This window comes from Bacillus massilinigeriensis (genome assembly GCF_900117315.1).
Lineage (GTDB): Bacteria > Bacillota > Bacilli > Bacillales > Cytobacillaceae > Bacillus_BE > Bacillus_BE massilionigeriensis.
The window spans coordinates 1,622,314-1,645,126 of sequence record NZ_LT630337.1 but is presented as its reverse complement, the minus strand read 5'-3'; the positions used below and the strand labels follow the sequence as shown (position 1 = coordinate 1,645,126).

At 37.2% G+C, this 22,813-nt stretch carries 18 protein-coding genes; 15 read left to right on the top strand and 3 right to left on the bottom strand.

The genetic code is table 11. The features are described 5' to 3' along the window. Positions 1–7 precede the first annotated feature (7 nt). Together BQ6100_RS08205 and BQ6100_RS08200 are read right to left on the bottom strand one after the other, a co-directional pair. On the bottom strand, positions 8–1,657 hold the full coding sequence (locus BQ6100_RS08205; RefSeq protein ID WP_075981213.1) for a sensor histidine kinase: 1,650 nt from the start codon (positions 1,655–1,657) through the stop codon (positions 8–10). Between the two features lie 9 nt (positions 1,658–1,666). Next, positions 1,667–2,794, bottom strand: a complete 1,128-nt coding sequence (locus BQ6100_RS08200; RefSeq protein ID WP_235816504.1) for an iron-containing alcohol dehydrogenase — start codon at positions 2,792–2,794, stop codon at positions 1,667–1,669. A 224-nt stretch (positions 2,795–3,018) separates the two neighbouring features. Here BQ6100_RS08200 and BQ6100_RS08195 point away from each other — a divergent pair, with 224 nt between their 5' ends. Together BQ6100_RS08195 and speE are read left to right on the top strand one after the other, a co-directional pair. Beyond that, on the top strand, positions 3,019–3,807 hold the full coding sequence (locus BQ6100_RS08195) for a crotonase/enoyl-CoA hydratase family protein (RefSeq protein ID WP_075981211.1): 789 nt from the start codon (positions 3,019–3,021) through the stop codon (positions 3,805–3,807). Positions 3,808–4,005: 198 nt separating this feature from the next. Beyond that, a complete protein-coding gene (gene speE / locus BQ6100_RS08190; RefSeq protein WP_075981210.1) occupies positions 4,006–4,899 on the top strand; it encodes a polyamine aminopropyltransferase in 894 nt (297 codons plus the stop codon). Between the two features lie 187 nt (positions 4,900–5,086). Here speE and BQ6100_RS08185 read toward each other — a convergent pair whose 3' ends face one another. Then, positions 5,087–5,776: an N-formylglutamate amidohydrolase gene (locus tag BQ6100_RS08185; RefSeq protein WP_235816503.1), complete on the bottom strand. Its 690-nt coding sequence runs from the start codon at positions 5,774–5,776 to the stop codon at positions 5,087–5,089. A gap of 321 nt (positions 5,777–6,097) precedes the next feature. On the opposite strand from BQ6100_RS08185, the gene BQ6100_RS08180 reads away from it, so the two are divergent. The 13 genes from BQ6100_RS08180 (at position 6,098) to BQ6100_RS08120 (ending at position 22,720) form a co-directional block, all read left to right on the top strand. Continuing rightward, on the top strand, positions 6,098–8,713 hold the full coding sequence (locus BQ6100_RS08180; protein ID WP_075981209.1) for a putative amidoligase domain-containing protein: 2,616 nt from the start codon (positions 6,098–6,100) through the stop codon (positions 8,711–8,713). Between the two features lie 18 nt (positions 8,714–8,731). Then, complete coding sequence (locus tag BQ6100_RS08175) at positions 8,732–10,141, top strand: Mur ligase family protein (RefSeq protein WP_075981208.1); 1,410 nt, start codon at positions 8,732–8,734, stop codon at positions 10,139–10,141. A gap of 18 nt (positions 10,142–10,159) precedes the next feature. Next, a complete protein-coding gene (gene aepX / locus BQ6100_RS08170; protein WP_075981207.1) occupies positions 10,160–11,662 on the top strand; it encodes a phosphoenolpyruvate mutase in 1,503 nt (500 codons plus the stop codon). Further along, positions 11,659–12,789, top strand: a complete 1,131-nt coding sequence (gene aepY, locus BQ6100_RS08165) for a phosphonopyruvate decarboxylase (protein WP_075981206.1) — start codon at positions 11,659–11,661, stop codon at positions 12,787–12,789. Before aepX ends, aepY begins: the two co-directional genes overlap by 4 nt. Then, positions 12,782–14,614, top strand: a complete 1,833-nt coding sequence (locus BQ6100_RS08160) for a 2-aminoethylphosphonate aminotransferase (protein ID WP_075981205.1) — start codon at positions 12,782–12,784, stop codon at positions 14,612–14,614. The genes aepY and BQ6100_RS08160 overlap by 8 nt, the downstream gene beginning before the upstream one ends. A gap of 8 nt (positions 14,615–14,622) precedes the next feature. Then, on the top strand, positions 14,623–15,039 hold the full coding sequence (locus tag BQ6100_RS08155) for an NUDIX hydrolase (RefSeq protein ID WP_235816502.1): 417 nt from the start codon (positions 14,623–14,625) through the stop codon (positions 15,037–15,039). Positions 15,040–15,430: 391 nt separating this feature from the next. Further along, positions 15,431–16,969: a long-chain-fatty-acid--CoA ligase gene (locus tag BQ6100_RS08150; protein ID WP_075981203.1), complete on the top strand. Its 1,539-nt coding sequence runs from the start codon at positions 15,431–15,433 to the stop codon at positions 16,967–16,969. 100 nt (positions 16,970–17,069) lie between these two features. Next, positions 17,070–17,963, top strand: coding sequence for a R2-like ligand-binding oxidase (locus tag BQ6100_RS08145; protein WP_075981202.1), 894 nt, complete (start codon positions 17,070–17,072; stop codon positions 17,961–17,963). A 284-nt stretch (positions 17,964–18,247) separates the two neighbouring features. Then, positions 18,248–19,012, top strand: coding sequence for a beta-ketoacyl-ACP reductase (locus BQ6100_RS08140; protein WP_075981201.1), 765 nt, complete (start codon positions 18,248–18,250; stop codon positions 19,010–19,012). An 86-nt stretch (positions 19,013–19,098) separates the two neighbouring features. Next, the gene (locus BQ6100_RS08135) at positions 19,099–19,548 is read left to right on the top strand and encodes a MaoC family dehydratase N-terminal domain-containing protein (protein WP_075981200.1); all 450 of its coding nucleotides are present in this window, start codon (positions 19,099–19,101) and stop codon (positions 19,546–19,548) included. After that, positions 19,545–19,952, top strand: a complete 408-nt coding sequence (locus BQ6100_RS08130; protein WP_075981199.1) for a MaoC/PaaZ C-terminal domain-containing protein — start codon at positions 19,545–19,547, stop codon at positions 19,950–19,952. The genes BQ6100_RS08135 and BQ6100_RS08130 overlap by 4 nt, the downstream gene beginning before the upstream one ends. Before the next feature lie 89 nt (positions 19,953–20,041). Continuing rightward, positions 20,042–20,956 carry a ketopantoate reductase family protein gene (locus BQ6100_RS08125; protein WP_075981198.1) on the top strand — a complete coding sequence of 305 codons (915 nt, stop codon included), beginning with the start codon at positions 20,042–20,044 and terminating at the stop codon, positions 20,954–20,956. Between the two features lie 78 nt (positions 20,957–21,034). Further along, positions 21,035–22,720 carry a sigma-54 interaction domain-containing protein gene (locus BQ6100_RS08120; RefSeq protein WP_075981197.1) on the top strand — a complete coding sequence of 562 codons (1,686 nt, stop codon included), beginning with the start codon at positions 21,035–21,037 and terminating at the stop codon, positions 22,718–22,720. Positions 22,721–22,813 lie beyond the last annotated feature (93 nt).

Sequence of the window (22,813 nt, the reverse complement as noted above, 5' to 3'; positions counted from 1 at the left end):
ATAGGTATTAACTATGAATAGGTAAAATCAGTTTAAATGTACTTCCTTGTTCAAGCTTGCTTTCTGCTTTAAGCGTCCCTCCGTGTGCCTCAGCGATACCAAGGCTAACTGACAGTCCTAGGCCATTCCCTTTCACTGCATTTTTTGTAGTGAAAAATGGATGGAAAATTTCCGAAAGTATTTCAGAGTCCATTCCACATCCATTGTCACAAACGCTGAGAACGATGGAACTATACCCGTCAATTTTCTGCAAAGAGGTTTCTAGAATAATTTTTTTGTCTATTCTTTTCGATTCCTCTAAAGCATCTTTAGCATTTAGGAGGAGGTTTAATATCACTTGTCCAATTTGTTGATTGCTGCCTTCGATTAACGGTAGTGATTCATCTAGTACCGTCTCAACCTTAATGGTTTGTTTTTGTAATTGGTTTCCCACAAGACTTAATACTTGACGAATGGCGTCGTTAACCGAGCATTTTTCAAATAAATACTCATCCTGTCTTGAAAATGTTAATAGATTACGAATGATATTTTTACTTCTCTTCCCACATTCATAGATGTCGTTTAGTAGCTTATAGGAGGGATCTTGTTGGTCAAATTTACGTAATAGGATTTGAGAATTCCCCATTATCGCTGTTAGAGGATTGTTTAATTCATGAGCTACTCCAGCAGCCATTTCTCCAATCGCCGCTAACTTTCCTGATTGAATGAGCTGTGCTTCAATTTGTTTTTTAGCTGTTACATCTTTTATATAAATAATGGCAGCATAGAGTTTATTAGAATCATTGAAGATAGGAAAACAGTAGCATTCACATATTTTTTTACCGATATGTAATTTACCTGATGAGGGATTTTCCGTTGACAAAGTTTCCATGAATGGATTTTTTTCTTGTGTAAAAAACAAATCGTTCACGTTTTTTTCAGTTAGTCTTTTCTCGCTAATAAAATATTGATGTGCTGCATGATTTGCTTGAAGGATATTCCCGTGAAGTCCCACGATGAATATTGCATCCGAAACAGCCTGAAATGTTTCTTCCCATTGTTTTTTCGTGTCTAGTACTTCGTTATATAGTCGAGCATTCTCCATACAAACCGCAAGTTGGTCAGAAAGCTGTTGGAAAAAGGAAAGATCGGATGGATGATTGTCCATTAATTCTTTACTCCCTAATGTAAATATTCCAGTTACTTTGCCTTTGCTGATAAGGGGGAAAAGAAGAATACTCTCCAATCCCAACTCCATTAGAGCTTTTTCTTCACTCCATTTTGGATCCTTTAGTTTTGAACCAATATAATAGAATAGAGGCTTTCCTGTTCGAATCACATGCCAATATAATGATTGCTTTTCAGGAAGGGTTGATCCAGGAATGATACTGTATGAATGAGGAGGATAAACGTTAGAAAGTACTAGGTTTTTTCCATCAATCATAGATAGACTGATTCGTTCAATTGGGAAAATAGTTTTTAATTTTTCTAATACATTTTTTAGCATATCATCAAGTGACATTTCAATATTAAGACTTTTCATTACTTCATTAATAATTTCAAGTTGGGTGTTCTTTTTTTGTAGTTCAATTACGGTCTTCTTTAATTCTGTGTAATAATTTCTTTTTGATGATTTTACACCAGTTAATATCTCAATCATTTTCTCTCTGTTATTCATGATGACCCCCTATAAAGCCTTCCTTAATAGATTTTCAACATCCTCGCCATTGATGTCCCGGGGATTAGTAATCATGCAAGCATCCTCTAAAGAAAGTTCACTCATTTCTTTTATCATGTATTCTTCAAAACCCATTTCAGATAATCTTTGAGGTGCGCCAATATCGAATGATAGTCTTTTGACATATTCAATCGACTTTTTTCCAGCATCTGTAAGGGTTAAGCCCCGAGTATCCTCTCCTAGAAGATCAGCAATTTCTTTAAATCTTCTTGGCGCAGCAAGGAGGTTAAATTCCATCACATGTGGTAGTAAGACGGCATTGACATCTCCATGCAGCATTGGATATCTTCCTCCAATGGAGTGGGACATCGCATGTACGGCACCAAGAATGGCGTTTGAAAAGGAAATTCCGGCCTGAAGACTAGCCATTGCCATGTTTTCCTTTGCTTCCTTATTCAGCTTTGAAGCAACAGAAGGTCGTAAATATTCCGACACCAGTTTTATTGCGTTTTTGGCATAAACATTGGTAAGAGGTGTCGCAGCAATGCTGACAAATGATTCGATTGCATGGGTTAATACATCTAATCCAGTTGAAGCGGTAAGACGAGCACTTTTTGTAGAGAGTGTTAGTGGATCAACGATGGCAATATCAGGGACAAGAGACTTAGAAACAATGGTCATTTTTTTCCTTTTTTCTGTATCAACAATGACAGAAAATTGAGAAACCTCCGAGCCTGATCCTGCTGTCGTTCCAGCCATTACAAGCGGTGGGAGAGGAACTTTGATGCGATCCACCCCTTCATAATCAGATATTTTTCCACCATTTGTTGAAAGGATGGCAACTGCCTTGGCAACGTCAATCACACTACCTCCACCTATACCAATAATGGCATCACACTCGTTTTCCTTATAATAATTTGTTCCCCGTTCCGCTTCATAATCTTTTGGATTCATGGTGATATCCTTAAAGCAAGAATAGCTCAGGTTAGCAGCTTTGCAGCTTTCGATCGCTTGCTCCAACCATCCTGCTTCAATTACACCCTCATCAGAAACAATTAATACGTTTTTTGCTCCAAGTCGAACACAGCTTTCCCCTATCTGCTGAAGTGATCCTCCTCCAAAAATTACCTCAGGCATGACAAATTTACTTATCAATCCCATCACCTGCCTTAATTCGTTTCTATATATTTCATTCTAGATTTCTAAAGGAAATTCCTGTAATAAATTGAAAATGGACAAAAGTAATAATAAAAATGGAACATCTTTTTATATTGGTAAGTTCTTGTTCTAAATCCATTGAATAGATATATTATAGAGCTCGTCTTTATTGGGATTATAAGTTTTTATGAGGAGGATTATTATTGAATTACGAGACAATTATCTTTGAAAAAAGGGATCAAATGGCCATCATTACTCTTAATCGTCCAGAGGCAATGAATGCAGTGAGTAGCCGTCTTTGGCTTGAAGTAGGTACAGCATTAGAGGATTTCTCCAAAGACCCTGAGCTTAGAGTGGCCATTTTGACAGGAGCAGGGGATAGAGCATTTAGTGCAGGTGCTGATTTGAAAGAAATCGCATCTGGAGGATTTTCAACAACGAAGGAAATGCAAGAATGGGGTTTTGCAGGAGTTGTTAAGCATTATATTGGAAAACCAATAATCGCCGCTGTGAATGGATTTGCTTTAGGCGGCGGTACTGAAATCGCGCTTGCATGTGATTTGATTGTTGCATCTGAGAAGGCATCCTTTGGCTTACCTGAGGTGAAAAGAGGCTTGATAGCAGGAGCAGGTGGCTTAATGCGTCTTCCAAGACAAATTCCTGTAAAGGTCGCAATGCATGCCATTTTAACAGGAAAGAGCTTAACAGCTGAAGAAGCAAAGCAATGGGGTTTGATAAATGAGGTGGTTCCTCATGGGGAGGTTATGTCAACAGCTATGAAACTGGCAGAGGAGATCATTAGTAATGCTCCACTGGCAGTGAATAGCAGTAAAGAAATTGTGTATCGAAGCTTGGACTCAACAATTGATTTTCCACCTGAAGCATGGAAAATCAATGAAAAGTATACTTCAAAAGTATTTTCTAGCGAAGATGCTAAGGAAGGACCTCGTGCTTTCGCAGAAAAACGTAAACCCAATTGGAGAGGGAAATAACCATAGTGATGAAAGAGACACCCAAAAGGTAATGCAATCTGTTACCAATTGGGGGTCTCTTTTTTTCATTTTGTCCAAGGAGGGGGGGCGGTGATTGAAAATCCCTTGTGAAAAATGGGGCGCATAGAGCATGTCAATGCTTGCCACCATATCATACTCTATAAAAGGTGTTGAAGAATTCATTAAGAAGGTGAGCGGATGTCGAGGGAAAAATCTCTTTCTGGGCTTAAAAAAGAAGGTGACGGAAATATTTGGATTTGGAATTACGTCGCTAATGCGCATGTGGAGGTTGGGTATAAAACTCAATCCTTACTCCATTATGAGAAGTCTCCATATCAACAGATAAGCATTGTAGAAACAAAATTGTTTGGTAGAATGCTCGTTTTAGACGGGACCCCACAAAATTCAATGAATGAAGGGTTCATCTATAATGAAATGATCAGTCATGTTCCACTAGTTACACATCCGAATCCGAAGAAAGTAGGGATGATTGGAGGAGGGGACTGTGGCCCTGCTCGAGAGGTGATGAAGTATACTGGGGTGGAAGAAATTACAGTTTGCGAACTAGATGCGAAGGTGACGGAAATTTGCAGGAAATACTTAACCCCCGAATCTGTATTTGAAAAAGAATCAAGACTTCACATGGTTCATCTTGATGGTATGGATTGGATAAAGGAAAAGAAAAGTGATTTTGATGTGCTAATCATAGATCGACCAGACCCAGTTGGTCCAGGAAGGAAATTATTTTCATCAGATTTTTATCAGTATGTTTATGATGCTCTAACTGATGATGGCATTGCTGTTTTTCAATCGGGATCCCCTATTTACAATGTTTCCACCTTACAGGGAACGATAAAAAATCTTCGTGAACGGTTTCCGATTGTTCGAACCTACTTGGTGACCATTCCACTTTTTCCTTGTGGAATTTGGAGCTTTACACTTGCCTCAAAAAAATGGGATCCAATAGAGGCGGATTTAAACAGGTTGTTAGATAAGGATACCCAGTATATTGATCGTAATGTCTTTTTGTCTTCATTTGTGCTCCCTAAATATGTGAATAAGATCATAGATGAGGCTGGAGAGGTGGAATAAATCGTTCATTTATTAAATGGTTATCCACCTAGGTATCGCTAGTTATCCTTCAAAAGGTGTTAACATTGAATACAAAAAATGAGGCTGTCCTATAAAGTGCCTGGCACCTTATGGGAACAGCCCCTTTTATGTTTTTCATACCTTTCGTTCATCCTTTCTAATGAAGTAGGTATACGATGGACATATGCTAGCTACAGGCAATTTCATCTTGGAATTGCAAAATAATATATGATAATAACTCAACAATTTCAGGTAAATGTTTTTGACGGAGTGTCCGCGAAATTTCAATTTGAAAGGTATGGAAATGATGCCCATAGCCTTGATAGTTTTCTCCATCCCCAAGCCGATGAAATAATATGGATTCATCACCATTGAACAATTCATCTACAACAATTTGTATTTGTGGGAAGAGCTCCTTTGCTTTCACCGTCATTCTAGACATAAACCACTTCATGATTTCTGGTGAACAAGATTGCCCGTTTTGGGTTCCAATTTCAATGGCGTATGGACCGTAGTGAATATCCTTCATTCCATGAATCGTCAGGTGAAGATAAGGACCTTGAATCTGTTCTTTTGGAGGTTTAAGTATTCCAATATTATAAAGGATATTTTTTATTGTATCCCTGTATTCTAGTACTGCCTCGTTATTACGACCATCGGGATTTCGATTTATATCTGCAACTTTTCTGGAAGTAGTACTGATAATACATGCACATTCTGTTTTTTCTCTGACTTGATCTACGATTCGATCCGTAAATAAATCAGCCTCTGGTCGCATGGCGTGCTGTGCGTCGAGGTGAGAGCATATTCCTCTGCTTCCAAGATGATACTTTAGATATTTAAGCTGAGTATAATCGGTTTCCACTTTTTTAATCACCTTCTTTTGAAAATATTCAAAAACCATTTCCGTGTCAGATTTACTGAACCTTCATATAGTTTGTTTGTCACAGCATGTCTTCAATGATAATGAATGCAAAAATAGAAGAATGGTGCTAAACAGATGTCATTTAAGTATGAAATGGTTATTTTACATGGATTTTTGATCAAAGTGAGGTTGACTTTTCCTCTTTTTTTCTAAAACTCCTTTTGGACAGGGTAAAAACACAGGAAAAAAAAGATAAAACCCATATGATATGGTAAAAAAGTGGAGACGTAACAATCGCATATTTTTTATTTGCAAAAACAGGAGGTTTTACATGTGGAGTCGTTTAAGGACCAGTTTTGGATACCAGAGGACAAAGAACTAACTCTCCAAATGCTCAAAATAAATAATATTAAAGTGATTGAAGTAGTAGATGCGAAAACTTCCACATATCCAATCATTGGCCGGAGGTTTGGAAATCACGAAGGAAAAGATATTACTATTGTACATTCAAAAGAACAAGCCTACGAAGAGGGGTTTGACTTTTTTACTAAGCTGTACTCTTTTGAAAAAGAATACAGGATGGAAATCAAAGGACTTTTCGTTATTAATGCAGAAGAAAGCGTTCAGGAAAAAGTAATGAAAATGGAATTGCCAATTAGAATAAAGGAAAATTGGTGGAAATGGAAGGAGATTGGAATCGATGACCTTCCTGAGGAATGGCTAGAGTTAGCAGTACGCACTGCCTATGTAACAGGGACTTCTCATGCCATGGTTAAAATAGGAATTATTGAAAATGACATACCAGTTGTAATTGATATAAATCCACTTCAAGAAGAGAAGAGCCTCAGTAAAACAACTATTCATCCATCCTTTACAATAGGTACTGATGTAGAATTTATGCTGAGTTGTGATGATAGTCTATTGCCCGCATCCGATTTCTTTCCGGTAGAAGGTTCGATTGGATGTGATGAAAGGCAAATTGAACAGGATAGTGGAGAATATGCCTTAGCAGAGATTAGACCAGAGCCTTCATCATCTCCTTATGAGCTTTTTTGTCATATAAAAGAACTACTCGTCAAAGCATCACTGTCTGTTCCATATCAAAACATCTCGTTCCAAGCAGGGAGTATGCCCTTTTTTGGTTATCAATGTGGGGGGCATATTCATTTCGGTGTTCCACCATCCGTTGCCTTAATTAGAGCATTAGACTATTATCTTGCGATTCCATTCGCCCTAATTGAGGAATCTAGTACAAGTAGACGACGAAGGGGAACGAAGCATGGAGGTCTTGGACGTATAAGAGAAAAACCATATGGATTTGAATATTTAAGTTTAAGCTCCTGGTTGATTGAACCAAAAATAACACTTGCTACACTATGTCTTGCCAAACTAATTATCAAAGAACATTTAAATTTGCAAACCCCTCATTTATTCCACCCACTTATTCAAAGAGCTTATTACCAAGGGAATCGTCATGTATTATATTCCCTTTGGGAAGAGATTAAAGAGAGCATTTTGAGTACTGAAAGCTACCAACAATTTGAGAACGAAATATCCTATTTAATTAATTTTATTGAAGAAAAGAATACATTAATTGGTTCAACAGATATCCGAATTAGTTGGGGGCTTCCCGTTCAGAAAGAATTATACGAGAGGGGACTAATCATTCATGTCCCAAAGAAAATTAGGACTAAATTCAATTTAACAGAAGGAGAGGATACCTTTATTTGTGCTGGGAAATCAATTGCAAAGGCAACAATAAGGCCGCATCCATTTTCATTTCGAAATTCTAATATCCTCCAAATTTCACCGATGCTACGTAAGAAATTAGCTATCCCTAATGATTGGAATCCAAAGATTGCTTCTGCAAATGGTGCAATTATTCTAGGTCCAATTATGGGTATACTTGCAGATCGTCCATTTGAAAGGCAAGCCACCTATTTCCAGCATTTAAGTAAAATTGCTAAGGACAAACAGATGTTAGTATATGTGTTTGAGCCGAATGACATTCTATGGGACCAGCAGCTTATTAAAGGGACAACATTGAATGGAGAGGGACTTTTTCCATTTCCGGCAGTCATCTATGACCGCTATTTTCGAAGCAAACAAAAACGTGATAAAGAAATGGATGAACTCCGTGCAAAATTACAGTTTGTCTACCAAATCCCTTTTATCAATACTCCTACCTTATTTGAATTAACTGGAAACAAATGGGCATCCCACCAACTTCTTATACATGACCACGAGGAGTTCCTCCCTGATACAAGGCTACTTGAACAGCCGTCTGACCTAGAGGATATGTTAAATCTTCATGGAGAGATTTTTGTAAAGCCGGTTGGCGGCGCGCTGAGCAATGGAATTTACCGAATAATGCAAAACGCAGATGGAATTTATTGGATGAATTTAGAAAAAAGAGATTATCAACGATTTAGTGCTAAAGAGGAGTTGTTTTCAAAATTTTTCCCATTGAAGAAAAACAAACTCTACTTAGTTCAAGAGGCTATAAAGAGAAAAAAATTAAATGGGAATTACGTTGAGTTACGTTGCTATATGCAAAAAAACGGAAGACAGAAGTGGGTTAGGACAGGAATGGTTGCTCGTCTTTCAAGTGAGGGTGTTATGTCAGCAGATACGGAAATAAACAAGCGGTCGAGTCATGTATTAAGTAAGTTATATCCTAATCCAAGTGATTTTCGCGAAATCCGCGACCAAATTGCAACATTGACAAAAAGTGTAGTGGAAACGATTGAAAATGAAATTGGTTCCTTTGGAGAATTGGCTGTAGATGTTTGCATAGATGAACATGACATGATCAAAATTCTCGAAATCAATGCAAAACCTGATAATTTATTTGCACAAGTCCATGCCTATAAACTTCGGCATTTAGCAGCTCTTCGGTTGTTAAACTATGCAACTTCACTGACGGGCTATGAATTAGATGAGACTTAAGAGATTGGAGGCAAATGAATGAAACACCTGCCGTTAGCCACAGTTGTTGAGCAGATTAATGGACACATCATACATGGCTCTCAAAATCAAACGATTAAACATGTAATGAAAAGAACTAATAAGGAAATAAAAGACCACACTCTTTTATTCCATTTTAAAAGGGATTCAATCCACGGGAAATACTGGCGTGACAATAGCGAGGTTGCAGTTGTAACAGATACACCAGAAAAATGCACTGGTTTAGAAAAGGATATAACCATCGTTGTCGTGGATGATGTTGAGGCAGCCTATTGGAAATTTATTGATTATTATCGTGGTCTATTCGATATTCCGGTGATAGGTGTGACAGGCACCTGTGGAAAAACAACAACAAAGGAAATGATTGCAACCATCCTTGAAGAGGATTACGTGACAGAAAGCACTTGGATGAGCATGAACTCCATGAGTGTTAATCTACGATATCTTCTTGATATTGATGATGAGACAGAGATTGCTGTATTTGAAATGCCCGTAGCATATCCTGGTTATTTAAGAATCGCTTGTCGTTACTTCAAACCACAGATTCGTATTCTCTTAAATATTGGTGTTCATCATCTTGTTGATAGTGAGACACCTGAGGCATATATGAAGGCAAAAGGGGAAATTGTTGAAGGGCTTAATCCTGAAAGTGGCGTTCTCATTCTTAATGGTGATGATGAAAATATTAAAAAGATTGTGGATGTTACCCCTTTTAAAAATGTCATTTATTTCGGTAAGGAAGACTCTGCACAGTTTCAAGCACAGGATATTCAGTATGGTAATAGAGGAATGGACTTTATTCTAAAGCATCAAGACAAAACCTTTAAAGCCTTTGTGCCTGGATATGGGGAGCATAATGTTTATAATGCATTAGCTGCCATTAGTGCATCTTACTATGTTGGGATTGAACCAGAGAAGGCAATAGAAAGATTGTTGCAATTTGAACAGGTAGAGGAACACTTGGAATTTAAAAAAGGGGTAAATGGTTGCACAGTAATAGATGATACCTGGAATTCATCGCCTCTTTCTATGGAAACTGGACTAAAGGTTCTAAAAGAAATTTCTAGGGATAAGAAATCTGTGGCCCTATTGGGTTATATGCCACAGCTAGGAGATAGTCAGTTTGCAGTGGATGAATATCGTAGAATGGGTGAAATATCAGTGGAAGCAAAGGTAGATCTCCTTTTTGTAGTTGGGGAAGAGGCAGAACCAATTGGTAGGAGAGCCCTAGAATTAGGGATGGAAAAGAACAAGGTATATTTCTGTGAAAATGGGATGGAAATATATGATATTCTGCAGGATCAATTAAATAAGGATACTATTTTGTTTTTAAAAATTACACATAGAGTAATGAAGCAGCCTTCTTTTATTGAATTAAAGAACAAACTTATTCCAGATGAAGAGACGTGAACGAATGGGGGATGACAGATGAAAAAAACAACACAACTTCGGAACTTGATAAATAGCAATCAGCTTGAGCTGCTGATGGAGGCACATTCTGGACTGAGTGCAAAAATCGTTGAAGAGGTTGGCTTCAAGGGGATATGGGCTAGTGGGCTATCTATCTCAGCAGCAATGGGTGTTAGAGATAATAATGAAGCATCATGGACGCAGGTTTTGGAAGTTTTAGAGTTTATGAGTGATGCTACCTCCATTCCTATTTTGCTAGATGGTGATACCGGATATGGAAACTTTAATAATGCTAGAAGATTAGTGAAAAAGCTTGAGCAAAGAGATATTGCTGGAGTTTGTATAGAAGATAAACAGTTCCCAAAGACCAATTCATTTATTAAAGGAGAAGCACAGCCCTTAGCTGACATTGATGAATTTTGCAATAAGATTCGGGCAATGAAGGATACCCAAAAGGATGATGACTTTGTTGTCATATCTCGGATAGAGGCTTTGATTGCTGGATGGGGATTGGAGGAGGCTTTAAGAAGAGCAGAGGCCTATCGTCAGGCCGGAACCGATGCTATTCTTATTCACAGTAAGAGATCTGATTTTATTGAAATTGAAACATTTATGAAGGAATGGGGAGATCGCCTTCCTGTTGTGATTGTTCCAACCAAATACTATTCCGTTCCGACTGAAAGGTTTAGAGAAATGGGAATTAGCCTCGCCATTTGGGCCAATCACAATTTAAGGGCATCAATTAAAGCAATGGAACAAACGACAAAACAAATATATTTGGAAGAAAGCCTTATTAATATAGAAAGTAAAGTTGCACCCCTTGAAAGAGTATTCCAACTTCAAGATGCTGAAGAACTTGCTATTGCTGAAAAAAAATACCTTTCTGATAAAAAAGGAAAGTCAAATTCAATCGTCTTCCTTAGGGAATCAGAGGAGCAATCACTTCTAAATAAACAAATTCAGCAATTTAACACATTGGGATTGAAAGAGGTTTATGTTACTGGAAATACTAATACTAATGACCATCAATCTAATAATGAAGTATATAGACTGATAGAAATGAGAGAAAAGATAAAGGGTAGTACAGTGTTTAGTTATAGTGATATTTATTATAAGCAGCATGTTTTAGAGGAGCTATTAAATGACCCAAATGATATTACTATAATCGTCGATGCTGACTTTGAACGAGGTCCAGAAAAAAACTATGTAACTACTAATCATCCTTATTCTAAAAAATTATTTTCTAAAACTGTTGATCTAATTGATATCTTTACTTGTGTGGATGACCGAGAGATCCATGGTGAGTTTATCGGTCTTTGGAAAGTAACGGAGTATGGAGCTGAAATCGTTAAGGAAGCAATAAAGACACTAGTGAAGGATGGAGACGTACAAAGGTTAACCTTAAAGGATTTATTTAACTATATTCGGGATTTCCATCCAATTTCTGTTCAATATATTAAAGGTGGATGGCTTGATTTAAAAGGTTATACCGAGCTTCAGCAAAATGGTGAGAAAATATGATACCTACGGAAATGTTTGGTGAAGAATTAAAAAAATATGGTTTTGATTTCTACAGTGGGGTTCCTTGTTCATTTTTAAAGCCCCTTATTAATTATGCCATTAATGAATGTGAGTATGTGACAGCTGTAAATGAAGGGGAGGCGGTAGCTATTTCTGCTGGCGCAAGTATTGGGGGGAGAAGACCAATTGTTCTCATGCAAAACTCTGGTTTAACCAATGCTTCTTCACCCTTAACCTCGCTTATCCAACCATTTAAGATTCCCATTCTAGGTTTTGTCAGTCTTCGAGGGGAGCCTGGATTATCTGATGAACCACAGCATGAAATTATGGGTGAAATTACTGGCGACATGCTTACTTTAATGAAGATTGAATGGGACTATCTTTCAAGTGATTTAGAAGTGGCTTGTGAGCAGCTTCATAAAGCATTGAGAGTATTGGAAGGGAATCAGCCGTATTTCTTTATTGTAACAAAAGGAACCTTTGGTAGTGTCACACTTCTTAACCAGAGGGACAAACAATCAATCAATAAAAGGAAAATAGTCAAAACGAACGAAGATCAGCTCCCATCGAGGATAGATGCATTGAAGGTAATTAATTCCCAAAAGGATGCCCATACCATTCAATTAGCGACAACAGGTAAAACAGGCAGGGAGCTTTTTGAGATTGAGGATTCTCATCATAACCTATATATGGTAGGTTCGATGGGTTGTATAAGCTCACTTGGACTAGGACTTTCCTTAGTAAGAAGGGATAAAAAAATTGTCACGATTGATGGCGATGGAGCCTTCCTGATGCGCATGGGCTGTTTAGCTACGAATGGATTTCAAAACCCTTCTAATTTGCTTCATATCCTGCTAGATAATCAGACCCATGATTCAACAGGAGGGCAAGCCACTGTTTCCCATAATGTTGATTTCGTCTCTATTGCAGCTAGCTGTGGCTATGAAAACTCTATATATGTTCATAACCTAGTAGAGCTAGCCCAATTTATTCAGGATTGGAAAAAACAGCCACAATTAACCTTTTTATATTTAAGGATTACGAAAGGTTCGATGAAAGGTGTAGGCCGTCCTAAGCTAAAACCATATGAAGTAAAGGAAAGAATGCAGGTGTTTCTCAATGATTAAAACGGCCGTTATTGTTGCAGCTGGTATGGGTAGTCGAATGGGAAATCGAACTGCGGATCGACCAAAGGGGTTTCTGGAGCTTGAGCACAAACCGATTATTGAGCATTCAATTCAAAAGCTATTAGAGATAGGTATTGAAAAAATATTGATTGGAACAGGCTATAAAAAAGAAATGTATCATGCCCTGATGAAGAAATACCCGGAAATTACATGTGTGAATAATCCTTTATATGAGTCAACAGGGAGTATGTACACACTCTTCGTATGTAAGGAACATGTAAAGGAAGATTTTCTTTTGCTTGAATCTGATTTGATATATGAAAAGAATGCTTTGAAGAGTCTAGTAGATGATCAGAACCAAGATGTCATTCTTGCAAGCCCCTTTACACATTCAGGTGATGAAGTCTTTATTGAGTCGGATTCATCAGGGCATCTAGTAAATATGTCCAAAAATAAAGAGGAATTAAACTCCATTTATGCTGAATTATTAGGGATATCCAAAATATCTTACAGAACCTTTTTGGAGATGTGCTCGTATGCAGAGAAAGTACTGGAAAATCATTCAAACATCGATTATGAGAAGGCGATAGTGGGGGTTTCAAAGGACATAAAAATAAATATATTAAAGCTACAAGAGGTTGCCTGGTGTGAGGTGGATGACGAGTCCCATTGGGAGCGTGCAGAAAACGTGATTTTTCCACTCATTCAAGCAAGAGAGGAAATTCCAGCACCAGTTAAAAGGAATATTCTCCTTAATCCAGGGCCAGCCACCACGAGTGATACTGTAAAGTATGCCCAAGTAGTGGCGGATATCTGCCCAAGAGAACAGGAATTTGGAGAACTGATGGGCTGGATTTCAAAGGAATTAACTAAGTTTGTCGCTTCAACTGAAGAATATACAACGGTCCTATTCGGTGGTTCAGGAACTGCTGCAGTAGAGTCAATCTTAAGCTCGGTTATTGGTAAAGATGCAGTAATCATCATAAATAACGGGGCATACGGAAAGAGGATGTGTCAAATAGCTAATGCCTACGATTTGGCCTATTTACCGTTTGAAAGCGCTGTGGACATACCCATCAATATACAACAGCTAGAAGAATTTATTCAACAAAGCTCTTATCCAATATCCCACCTAGCAGTTGTTCATAATGAGACGACAACGGGACTTCTCAATCCAATAAAAGAAATAGGAGAACTATGTGCAAAATATCATATACAGTTGATCGTTGATGCTATGAGTTCATATTCGGCGATTCCTATTGATATGGAAAAAATGAATATCCATTATTTAGCAGCAAGCTCCAATAAAAACCTTCAAGGTATGGCAGGAGTATCCTTTGTCATCGCTAATAAGGAAGCGTTGAACGAAACAAGATATATTAAACCAAGGAATCATTATCTCCACTTATACTCCCAATATGAGCATTTTGAATTAACCAATCAAATGAGATTCACCCCTCCAGTGCAAACGCTATATGCATTAAAACAGGCAATATTAGAAACAAAATGGGAGGGTATTAAAAATAGATATCAAAGATACACACAATCGTGGGAGACATTAGTGAATGGGATATCACGGCTTGGTCTTGAACATATTGTCGATAAAAGCCATCATTCAAAGATTATCACCGCTATTATTGAACCAGCTCATTCAAATTATGATTTTCAGAAGATGCATGATTTTTTCTATAAAAATGGTTTTACCATCTACCCGGGAAAATTTGATCAGCAAAAAACCTTTCGCGTGGCTAATATCGGTAATATCCATCAAAGAGATATCGAACGATTTCTAGTACTTCTTGAAGATTATTTGACCAAAATATAAGGGAAGAAGTGAAACGATTGTCAATCGCAAAGCATAAGTTGGCAGTTGCAACAATGGTTTGGAATCATAAGAAACAAATCCTCTTAGTAAAAAGCTATAAAAGGGGATGGGAGTTTCCTGGAGGTTACGTGGATCAAGGTGAATCCTTGAAAATGGCTGCAAAAAGAGAGGTAAAAGAGGAAACAGGGATTAATATAAAGGTGACAGGAATTTATGGAATTGAACAGGATGTTGAGGGTTCAACAGTTATCGTTATTTTTTCGGGAAAGGCCGTCAGTGGTGAGTTAGCTTCTTCTGATGAGAGTCAAGATGTAGGTTATTTCAGCATCAGCCAAGCGAAAAAAATGATTACGTCAGATATATTTAGAGAAAGAATGATGAGATGCCTCAATAAAAAAGAGTATCCTTTTGTAAATGAGATATAGATTAATAGTGGGTCTGTCCCATAAGATGTGCTGCATCGAATGAGACAGACCTACTATTATTGAATTAATGAATATACTTAGCAGGTAAAATAAAATCGTAATAATAGTTTCTTTAAAAGTAGTGGCATTACATTTTAAAATTTGAGAGTGAGGATATTAAAGAAAATTTAGAAAAAAGTAGAAAACAGGAAGGGTTTCCAGGAAAATGGAAGAACTTTTACATATTATAGCCATATTGAAAATATATTTTTTGATAGGGTTATATAAATGCTAATACCTCTTAATTGGATAGTAAAGGCAGGTGTTTTTAATGAAATATTGATACGGACTTTTCATTGAAGCTGGAAAATAACTACCGCTATTCCTTCTATTTAAAAAAGGAGAGGATTTGATGAATCTTAAAGGGCTTTTAGAAACAAATATAGAACAATTTGGTGAGTATCCGTTCCTTTATTTTCATGACAAGCAATATACCAATGTAGAAACAAAAATGTACTCTGATTCTATTGCAAATGGTCTAAAGGAGCTGGGAATTGATAAAGGTGACAGGGTCATGATTTGTATGCCAAACTGCCCTGAGGTACTTTTTGCATATCAAGGGATCATCAGGGCTGGTGCCATTATTGTTCCAATTATGTATATGCTTCATCCAAAGGAAATTCACTACATCGCGTTGAATTCGGGTGTAAAAGCAGTGATTACAACCTCTCATATCGTTCAAAATGTTGAATTGGCTTTGGAAGGGTTACCATCGAAACCTATTTTAATTGTGGTCGATCAGCCAACAAATGAAAGGGCTTACAATTTATATGACATTATGAAAGATCAGGGTTCAAATGAGAATATCCAAGTAAAGCCTGATGACACAGCAGTAATATTATATACCTCTGGTACTACAGGAAACCCTAAAGGAGTATTATTAACCCACAGAAATCTTTACTCAAATGCGGAAAACTCAGTGAAGCATAATGAAACAGAACGAGGGACAACACTGGGAGTACTTCCCCTTGCCCACGTATATGGTCTAACCATATCGAACATTTGTTACTTAACAGGGAGTTCCATTGTGATCTTTTCTAAGTTTGATTTGAAGTCTGTTTTTGAAGCCATTGAAAAATATAAAGTAAGAACCTTTTCAGCCGTTCCAGCCATGATTCATGCTATGTGCGCCTATCCATTAGCAAATCAGTATGACACATCCAGCCTTGAATCTGTAGGTTCTGGCTCTGCGCCATTACCAGTAGCATTGCTAAATGCCTTTCAGCAAAAATTTGGAGCCGTTGTTTTAGAGGGTTATGGTTTATCAGAAGCCGCTCCGATTGTTACTGCACACCTAAAAGATCAGCCTGTAAAGCCTGGTTCAGTAGGACTACCGATACCTGGTGTAGAAGTGAAAATAGTGAATGAAAACAGGGAGAATGTCCCTATTGGAGAAATCGGTGAGCTCGCTGTTCGTGGTGACAATGTAACACCAGGATATTTTCAAAATGACGAAGAAACCAAACGGGTACTAAAGGATGGTTGGCTGTATACGGGTGATATGGCAAGGCTAGATGCGGATGGGTACTTATATATTGTTGATAGGAAAAAGGATTTAATTATCCGCGGTGGTTTTAATATCTATCCAAGAGACGTTGAAGAGCTATTAACAGCCCATGAACTGGTTTCTGAAGCAGCAGTTGTAGGGATCCCAGACGAAAGGATGGGTGAAGAAATGGTTGCTTGTATTGTAAAAAAAACCGATTCTTTCATTTCAGAGGAAGAAATCATTCAATATTGCCAAGACCATCTTGCAAAAAATAAAACGCCGAAAAAAGTACTATTTGTAGAGTCATTGCCTAGGAATGGTGTTGGGAAAATATTAAAAACTCATCTTCGAAAAACAGCTGCAGAAATCATAGCTGAATCTACAAACGAAACTCCTTCATAAGACTAATCAGGTAATATAATCTTCATTTTTTATAAACATATTTTTTCAAATCAAACATATGGTAGATTTATAAATTCTAATAAAATAGGGGGAAGAAAGAATGGGAAATCGAGTTTATTTAACTACAAGTGAAAGAGGGATTTCAGAGGATTCCTTTCCATTTCGATTATATCAAAAGGCAAAGAAATTCGGCGTTTGGAATCCAACAGACATAGACTTTTCAAAGGATACCGAAGATTGGAAAACACTAACGGCAGAACAACAAGAGGGAATTTTACGATTAATATCAATGTTTCAGGCTGGTGAGGAAGCAGTTACCTTAGATTTGTTGCCATTAATAATGGCAATTGCAAAGGAAGGTAGACTTGAAGAAGAGATGTATTTAACTACCTTTTTATTTGAGGAAGCGAAGCATACAGAGTTTTTCCGTCTAGTGTTGAATGCGATTGGTGAAAAGGGTGATCTCTCTGTTCATCATTCAGATACCTATAAAAAGGTTTTTTATGAAATTTTACCGGAAGCTATGGGGCGGTTAATTCATGATCAATCCCCAGAAGCCATTGCAGAGGCATCTGTCGTATATAATATGTTTGTTGAAGGTGTTTTAGCTGAGACGGGGTATTATTCCTTTTATCAATCACTAGAGACACTTGGACTTATGCCTGGCTTATTAAAAGGGGTGGGACTACTGAAAAAAGACGAGTCCCGTCACATCGGTTATGGAACCTTCCTACTTCAAAGATTAATTTGTGAAAACCCAGATCTTTATGATTTTGTCGTTCAAAGAATGGAAGAGCTCGCGCAATATGCTATAAAAATCAATCAAGAAGGATATGAAGCAAAACAGGACAACGACTTTGGAGCAACACTGGAAGAAACGATGAACTTTACAATGAAGCAGCTTTCTGTTCGTATGGAAGTACTTGCAAGAGCAAGGGGTAAAAAAATAGAAGAAATATATAAAGTGACTGAAAGTGAGTTGGGAGTATTATAGACTAGGAAAAGGGAAGGATCAAATTCAGTCATTGTTTTAATAACGACCATCCACTGGGATCTCTGGTGGATGGTTTAAATGTAGATTAAAAGGAATTCCGTCTGTTAACGAAATACATCTTTTAACATTTTTTATAAAAAAGACTTTTATTTTCAGAAATTTCAATTTAAAATAAGAGATAACATACCAACTGGTTGGTATGGAAAGGCAAAAGTATATTTATTACATAAAGATTGAAAACTTGAGAGTTTTATATGACTAATGTGTAAAAGGGAGGAATTAAAATGGGAGCAAGATTTAATGGTAGAGTGGCAGTTATTACAGGTGGAAGCAGAGGGATTGGTAAAGGGATTGCCCAATTACTCGCCAGTGAAGGTGCAAGGGTGGCATTGTTTGACGTTAATGAGGAAGCATTGGGTGAAACAGCCAGTGAGTTTCGAGAACAGGGCTTTGAAGTTCTTTCAAAGGTTGTCAATGTAGTAGATGCTGAACAAGTGGAGAATGCCGTTAAAGAGGTTCATGATACATTCGGTTCAGTTGATATATTAGTTAATAATGCAGGAGTTATTCGTGATAATCTATTATTCAAAATGACAGATTCCGATTGGCAGACCGTCATGGACGTTCACTTAAAGGGTTCATTCAATTGTGCTCGTGCCGCTCAAAAATATATGGTGGAAAAGAAATATGGGCGAATTATCAATATTTCCTCAACATCTGCACTAGGTAATAGAGGTCAAGCGAACTATGCAGCAGCTAAAGCTGGCCTTCAAGGATTTACAAAAACCTTAGCTATCGAGCTTGGAAGATATGGAATTACTACGAATTCAGTAGCTCCAGGCTTTATTGAAACAGAGATGACAAGGGATACTGCTAAAAGAATGGGATATCCATTTGAAGATTTTGTAAAGGCAAATATTGCAATGATTCCAGTTGGTAGATCTGGAAAGCCAGAGGATATTGCAAATGCCGTTGCTTTCTATGCAGATGAAAAATCCTCATTTGTAAACGGTCAGGTTATTTACGTTGCTGGTGGACCAAAGGCATAAACAACAGCCATTTGATGATGAGTAGGTTCTATATCTAAAAACAGATACATGAAAGTTTACAATTATAAAGCTGAGGTGAATGGGAAATGTATCAAGATCAAATCGGAAAAAGATCAAATAAAGTGAAAAATACTGTTGAAAGAGGTGCGGTCAAAAAGTTTGCAGAAGCTATTGGTGACCTACATCCTATATATTTTGACGAAGAAGTTGGAAGGAAATCTAAATACGGTAGAAATATTGCCCCTCCGACCTTCCCAAGAATATTTGATTATGGTGTGATTGAAGGATTAAACCTACCAAAAAAGGGTCTTATCCATGGTGAACAAGACTTCCATTATGAAAGACCACTATTAGTTGGTGAGGATGTGTACTGCTATACCGTGGTAAAAGACTATACCGAAAAAACTGGAAAGCAGGGCAGAATGGGCATTCTAGTGACAGATGCTGTAGGGGAAGATTTGGAAGGGAATATTATCTTTACTTCAAGTTCAACCATTATTATTAATGAAGCAGTTAGGAAGGGGATGACTGTATGAGCCTGTTAACAGAATTGAAAATCGGTGATACACTCCCTGAAGTCAAGCTGAATCCTGTATCCAGAATCGATTTAATTAAATATGCAGGAGCATCTGGGGACTTTAATCCGATTCATACAATTGATGAGGAAGCTAAAAAAGTGGGCCTTCCAGGTGTAATTGCTCACGGAATGTGGACAATGGGAAATTTAGCAAAACTATTTACCTCTTATTTTGAAGAAGGATTTATCGAGGAATATTCGATTCGTTTTAGAGGAATGGTATTTTTAAAAGATGTCATCACCTTAAATGCCGTATTAGAAGAAAGAAATGAAAATAAGCTTAATTTCTCTGTTAAAGCAGTTAATCAGAATGGAATAGAGGTTATTAAGGGGAAAGTAGTATATAATTTATTTAACTCTTAATGTTGTCAAAATAATAAATCAGGTAAGAACCCAGTGACATGATCCTTGCTTCGTTGCTGGGTTTGTTATTCTTTTAGAGGTGTATAGGGATGAAGGTAGGTATTGCTGGAACTGGGGCAGTTGGAGGATACGTGGGTGGTCTTTTATCCGATGCTGGACATGAAGTGACTTTCTTAACTCGGGGAAAAGCCTATGAATATATGAGTTCAAATGGACTTTTAATAGAGTCTGAAAATGATTTAATAAAGGTTCAAGGTTGCTTTACGGATGGTTTGGAAAACTTTTCAGAGGTAGACCTCGTGATCTTTTCGGTTAAATCAAATGATACTAAGGAAATGGCCTCCAAGCTCCAACCAATCATAAAGAATGAGGCCATGATCTTTACCCTGCAAAACGGTGTTGATAACGAAGAAACTCTTTCTCAAATATTTGGAAGAGATCGAATTATTTCAGCCGCGGCATACATACAGGTTCATATGAAAGACATTGGGATTGTAAAACAGATAGGTGACCCACCGCTATTTCTGATTGGTGCAATGGACTATAGCAAAAATAAGGATTATATTCAGTATTTATGTACAATTTTTAATGAGGCAAATATAAAAGCAGGTGTTTCCGAAAATATCGTTAAGGTTAAGTGGAAAAAACTTCTTTGGAACGTTATATTTAACCCTCTTTCAGCCCTTATTGAGGAGAATACTGGAGTCATTTTAGACGACCCGGGATTATTAAGTATAGCTAAAATGATCGGTCACGAGTCCATCTGTGTGGCTCGTGCAGAGGGTATTGAAGTTGAGGATACATATTTGGAAAAAATAATCAAACAGGCTGAGAACGCTCGTAATCATCAAACATCCATGCTTCAGGATAAGTTGAAGGGAAAAGAGATGGAACTGGAATCTATTTGTGGATTTATTATTAAAAGGGGCCGTAAGCTTCATGTGCCTACCCCTGTTCTTGAATCTATTTACCATTTATTGAAGTTTGCTCAGGGAAAATCATAAATATTATTCGGCAATCGGTAAAAAAATTTAGATTGAATTGTGTTATGAGTAGTAGCATGTAGAAAATGAGGTGGAAAGATGGATATAGACAATCTCCCTTTTCTTTATTTTAAAACGCTTGAAAATGATGAAATAATACAAATCAATCAATTATTAAAGAGGAGTTTTACAAAAAACATATTACATCAAAAAATAACTGAGGTTTTTGATGAGTGGCATATCCGAGGAGAAGGAAAGATTATTCAAGCAAAAATAGAAGCCAAAAGTTGCATTTTTTTTAAAATGGGTTTGGAGACAAATTTAATTGTCTATTTTGGCGTTTTTTCAAATGAGTTTGAGCAAATATTTGCCGAAATCAGTGAATTGAAAAGAGTGAATAGGCAGTTGGATGCCATCATAGAGAATTCATATGATGGCATCTATATAACAGATAAAAATGGTCGTACGATTAAAACCAATTCTGCTATTGAACGAATTACGAATATCCCTAAGGAATACTACCTTAACAAAAAAACCGATGATTTAGTGAAAAGAGGGATATTAAAGGATTCAGTTACTCATAAAGTGATAGAAAAGAAGAGAACTGTCTCATTGGTTCAATTGAATTATTGTGGACGAGAAACTCTACTTACAGGAAACCCTGTCTTTAATGAAAATGGAGAAATTGAAAGCGTTGTCACAAATATTCGTGATTTATCGGAACTAAATGAATTGCAGGCGGCCCTTCGGAAAGCAAATGAGTTAAACAAAAGTTACCAGAAAGAGATTAATCGATTAAAAGGGAACTTCATGTTTTCAGATAAGCACACAATTGTTCAATCTGAATCGATGAAATTAATTTACGAAACTGCAAGTCGAATTGTAGACACAGATGCCACGGTCTTAATTCTAGGAGAGACGGGTGTCGGAAAAGATGTGCTGGCAAATTATATATATAGCAGAAGTGAAAGAGGGAGAACAGGCAAATTCATCAAAGTAAATTGTGGAGCAATCCCTCCAGATCTCCTGGAATCGGAGCTATTTGGATATGAGGCAGGGGCATTTACAGGTGCAAATAAAAAGGGGAAACCTGGAATGTTTGAAATGGCAGATAAAGGTGTCCTATTTTTAGATGAAATTGGGGAGATGCCTTTAAATTTACAAGTTAAGCTATTAAGGGTTATTCAAGAAAAGGAAATCATTCGCATTGGTGGAACAACAATGAAAAAAGTTGATGTCCGATTCATTGCTGCAACGAATCGGAACTTAAAAATGATGGTAAAGGAAGGGACATTTCGAGAGGATTTATTCTACCGTTTAAATGTTGTTCCAATTTCCATTCCACCACTTAGAGAACGAAAAGAGGAAATATTGCCTCTCGCAAATTTATACCTAGGAAAAATCAACCAAAAATATGGGACAATGAAGCAATTAACTCCCGAGTTAAAGTCATTTCTATATTATTATAATTGGTCGGGAAATGTTCGGGAGCTAGCTAATTTATTAGAGCGTCTTACATTATTAAATCAGGATGATTTCTTAGGAGTAGAGCATTTGCCTGCAGAATATCGAAATACGCCTGCAGAAAAATTGCCTGAAAGGGAGGCAATTATGCCTTTAAAAGATGCCACTGAGCTTACAGAAGAAAGGCTATTATCTTTGGCGGCAAGGAAATATAAAACTACCTATGAAATTGCAGACGTACTTAAAACAAGCCAGCCCACCGTTGTCAGAAAGCTGAAGAAATATAATATAAAACTGACAAATGAAGTTGAGGTGAATTAGTTACTGAAGTGTTATTTTTACTTAACAAAACCTAAACATGAAACCATCTAACCTAAGATGGTTTTTTTGTTGTGATTAATTCATTGTTGAATC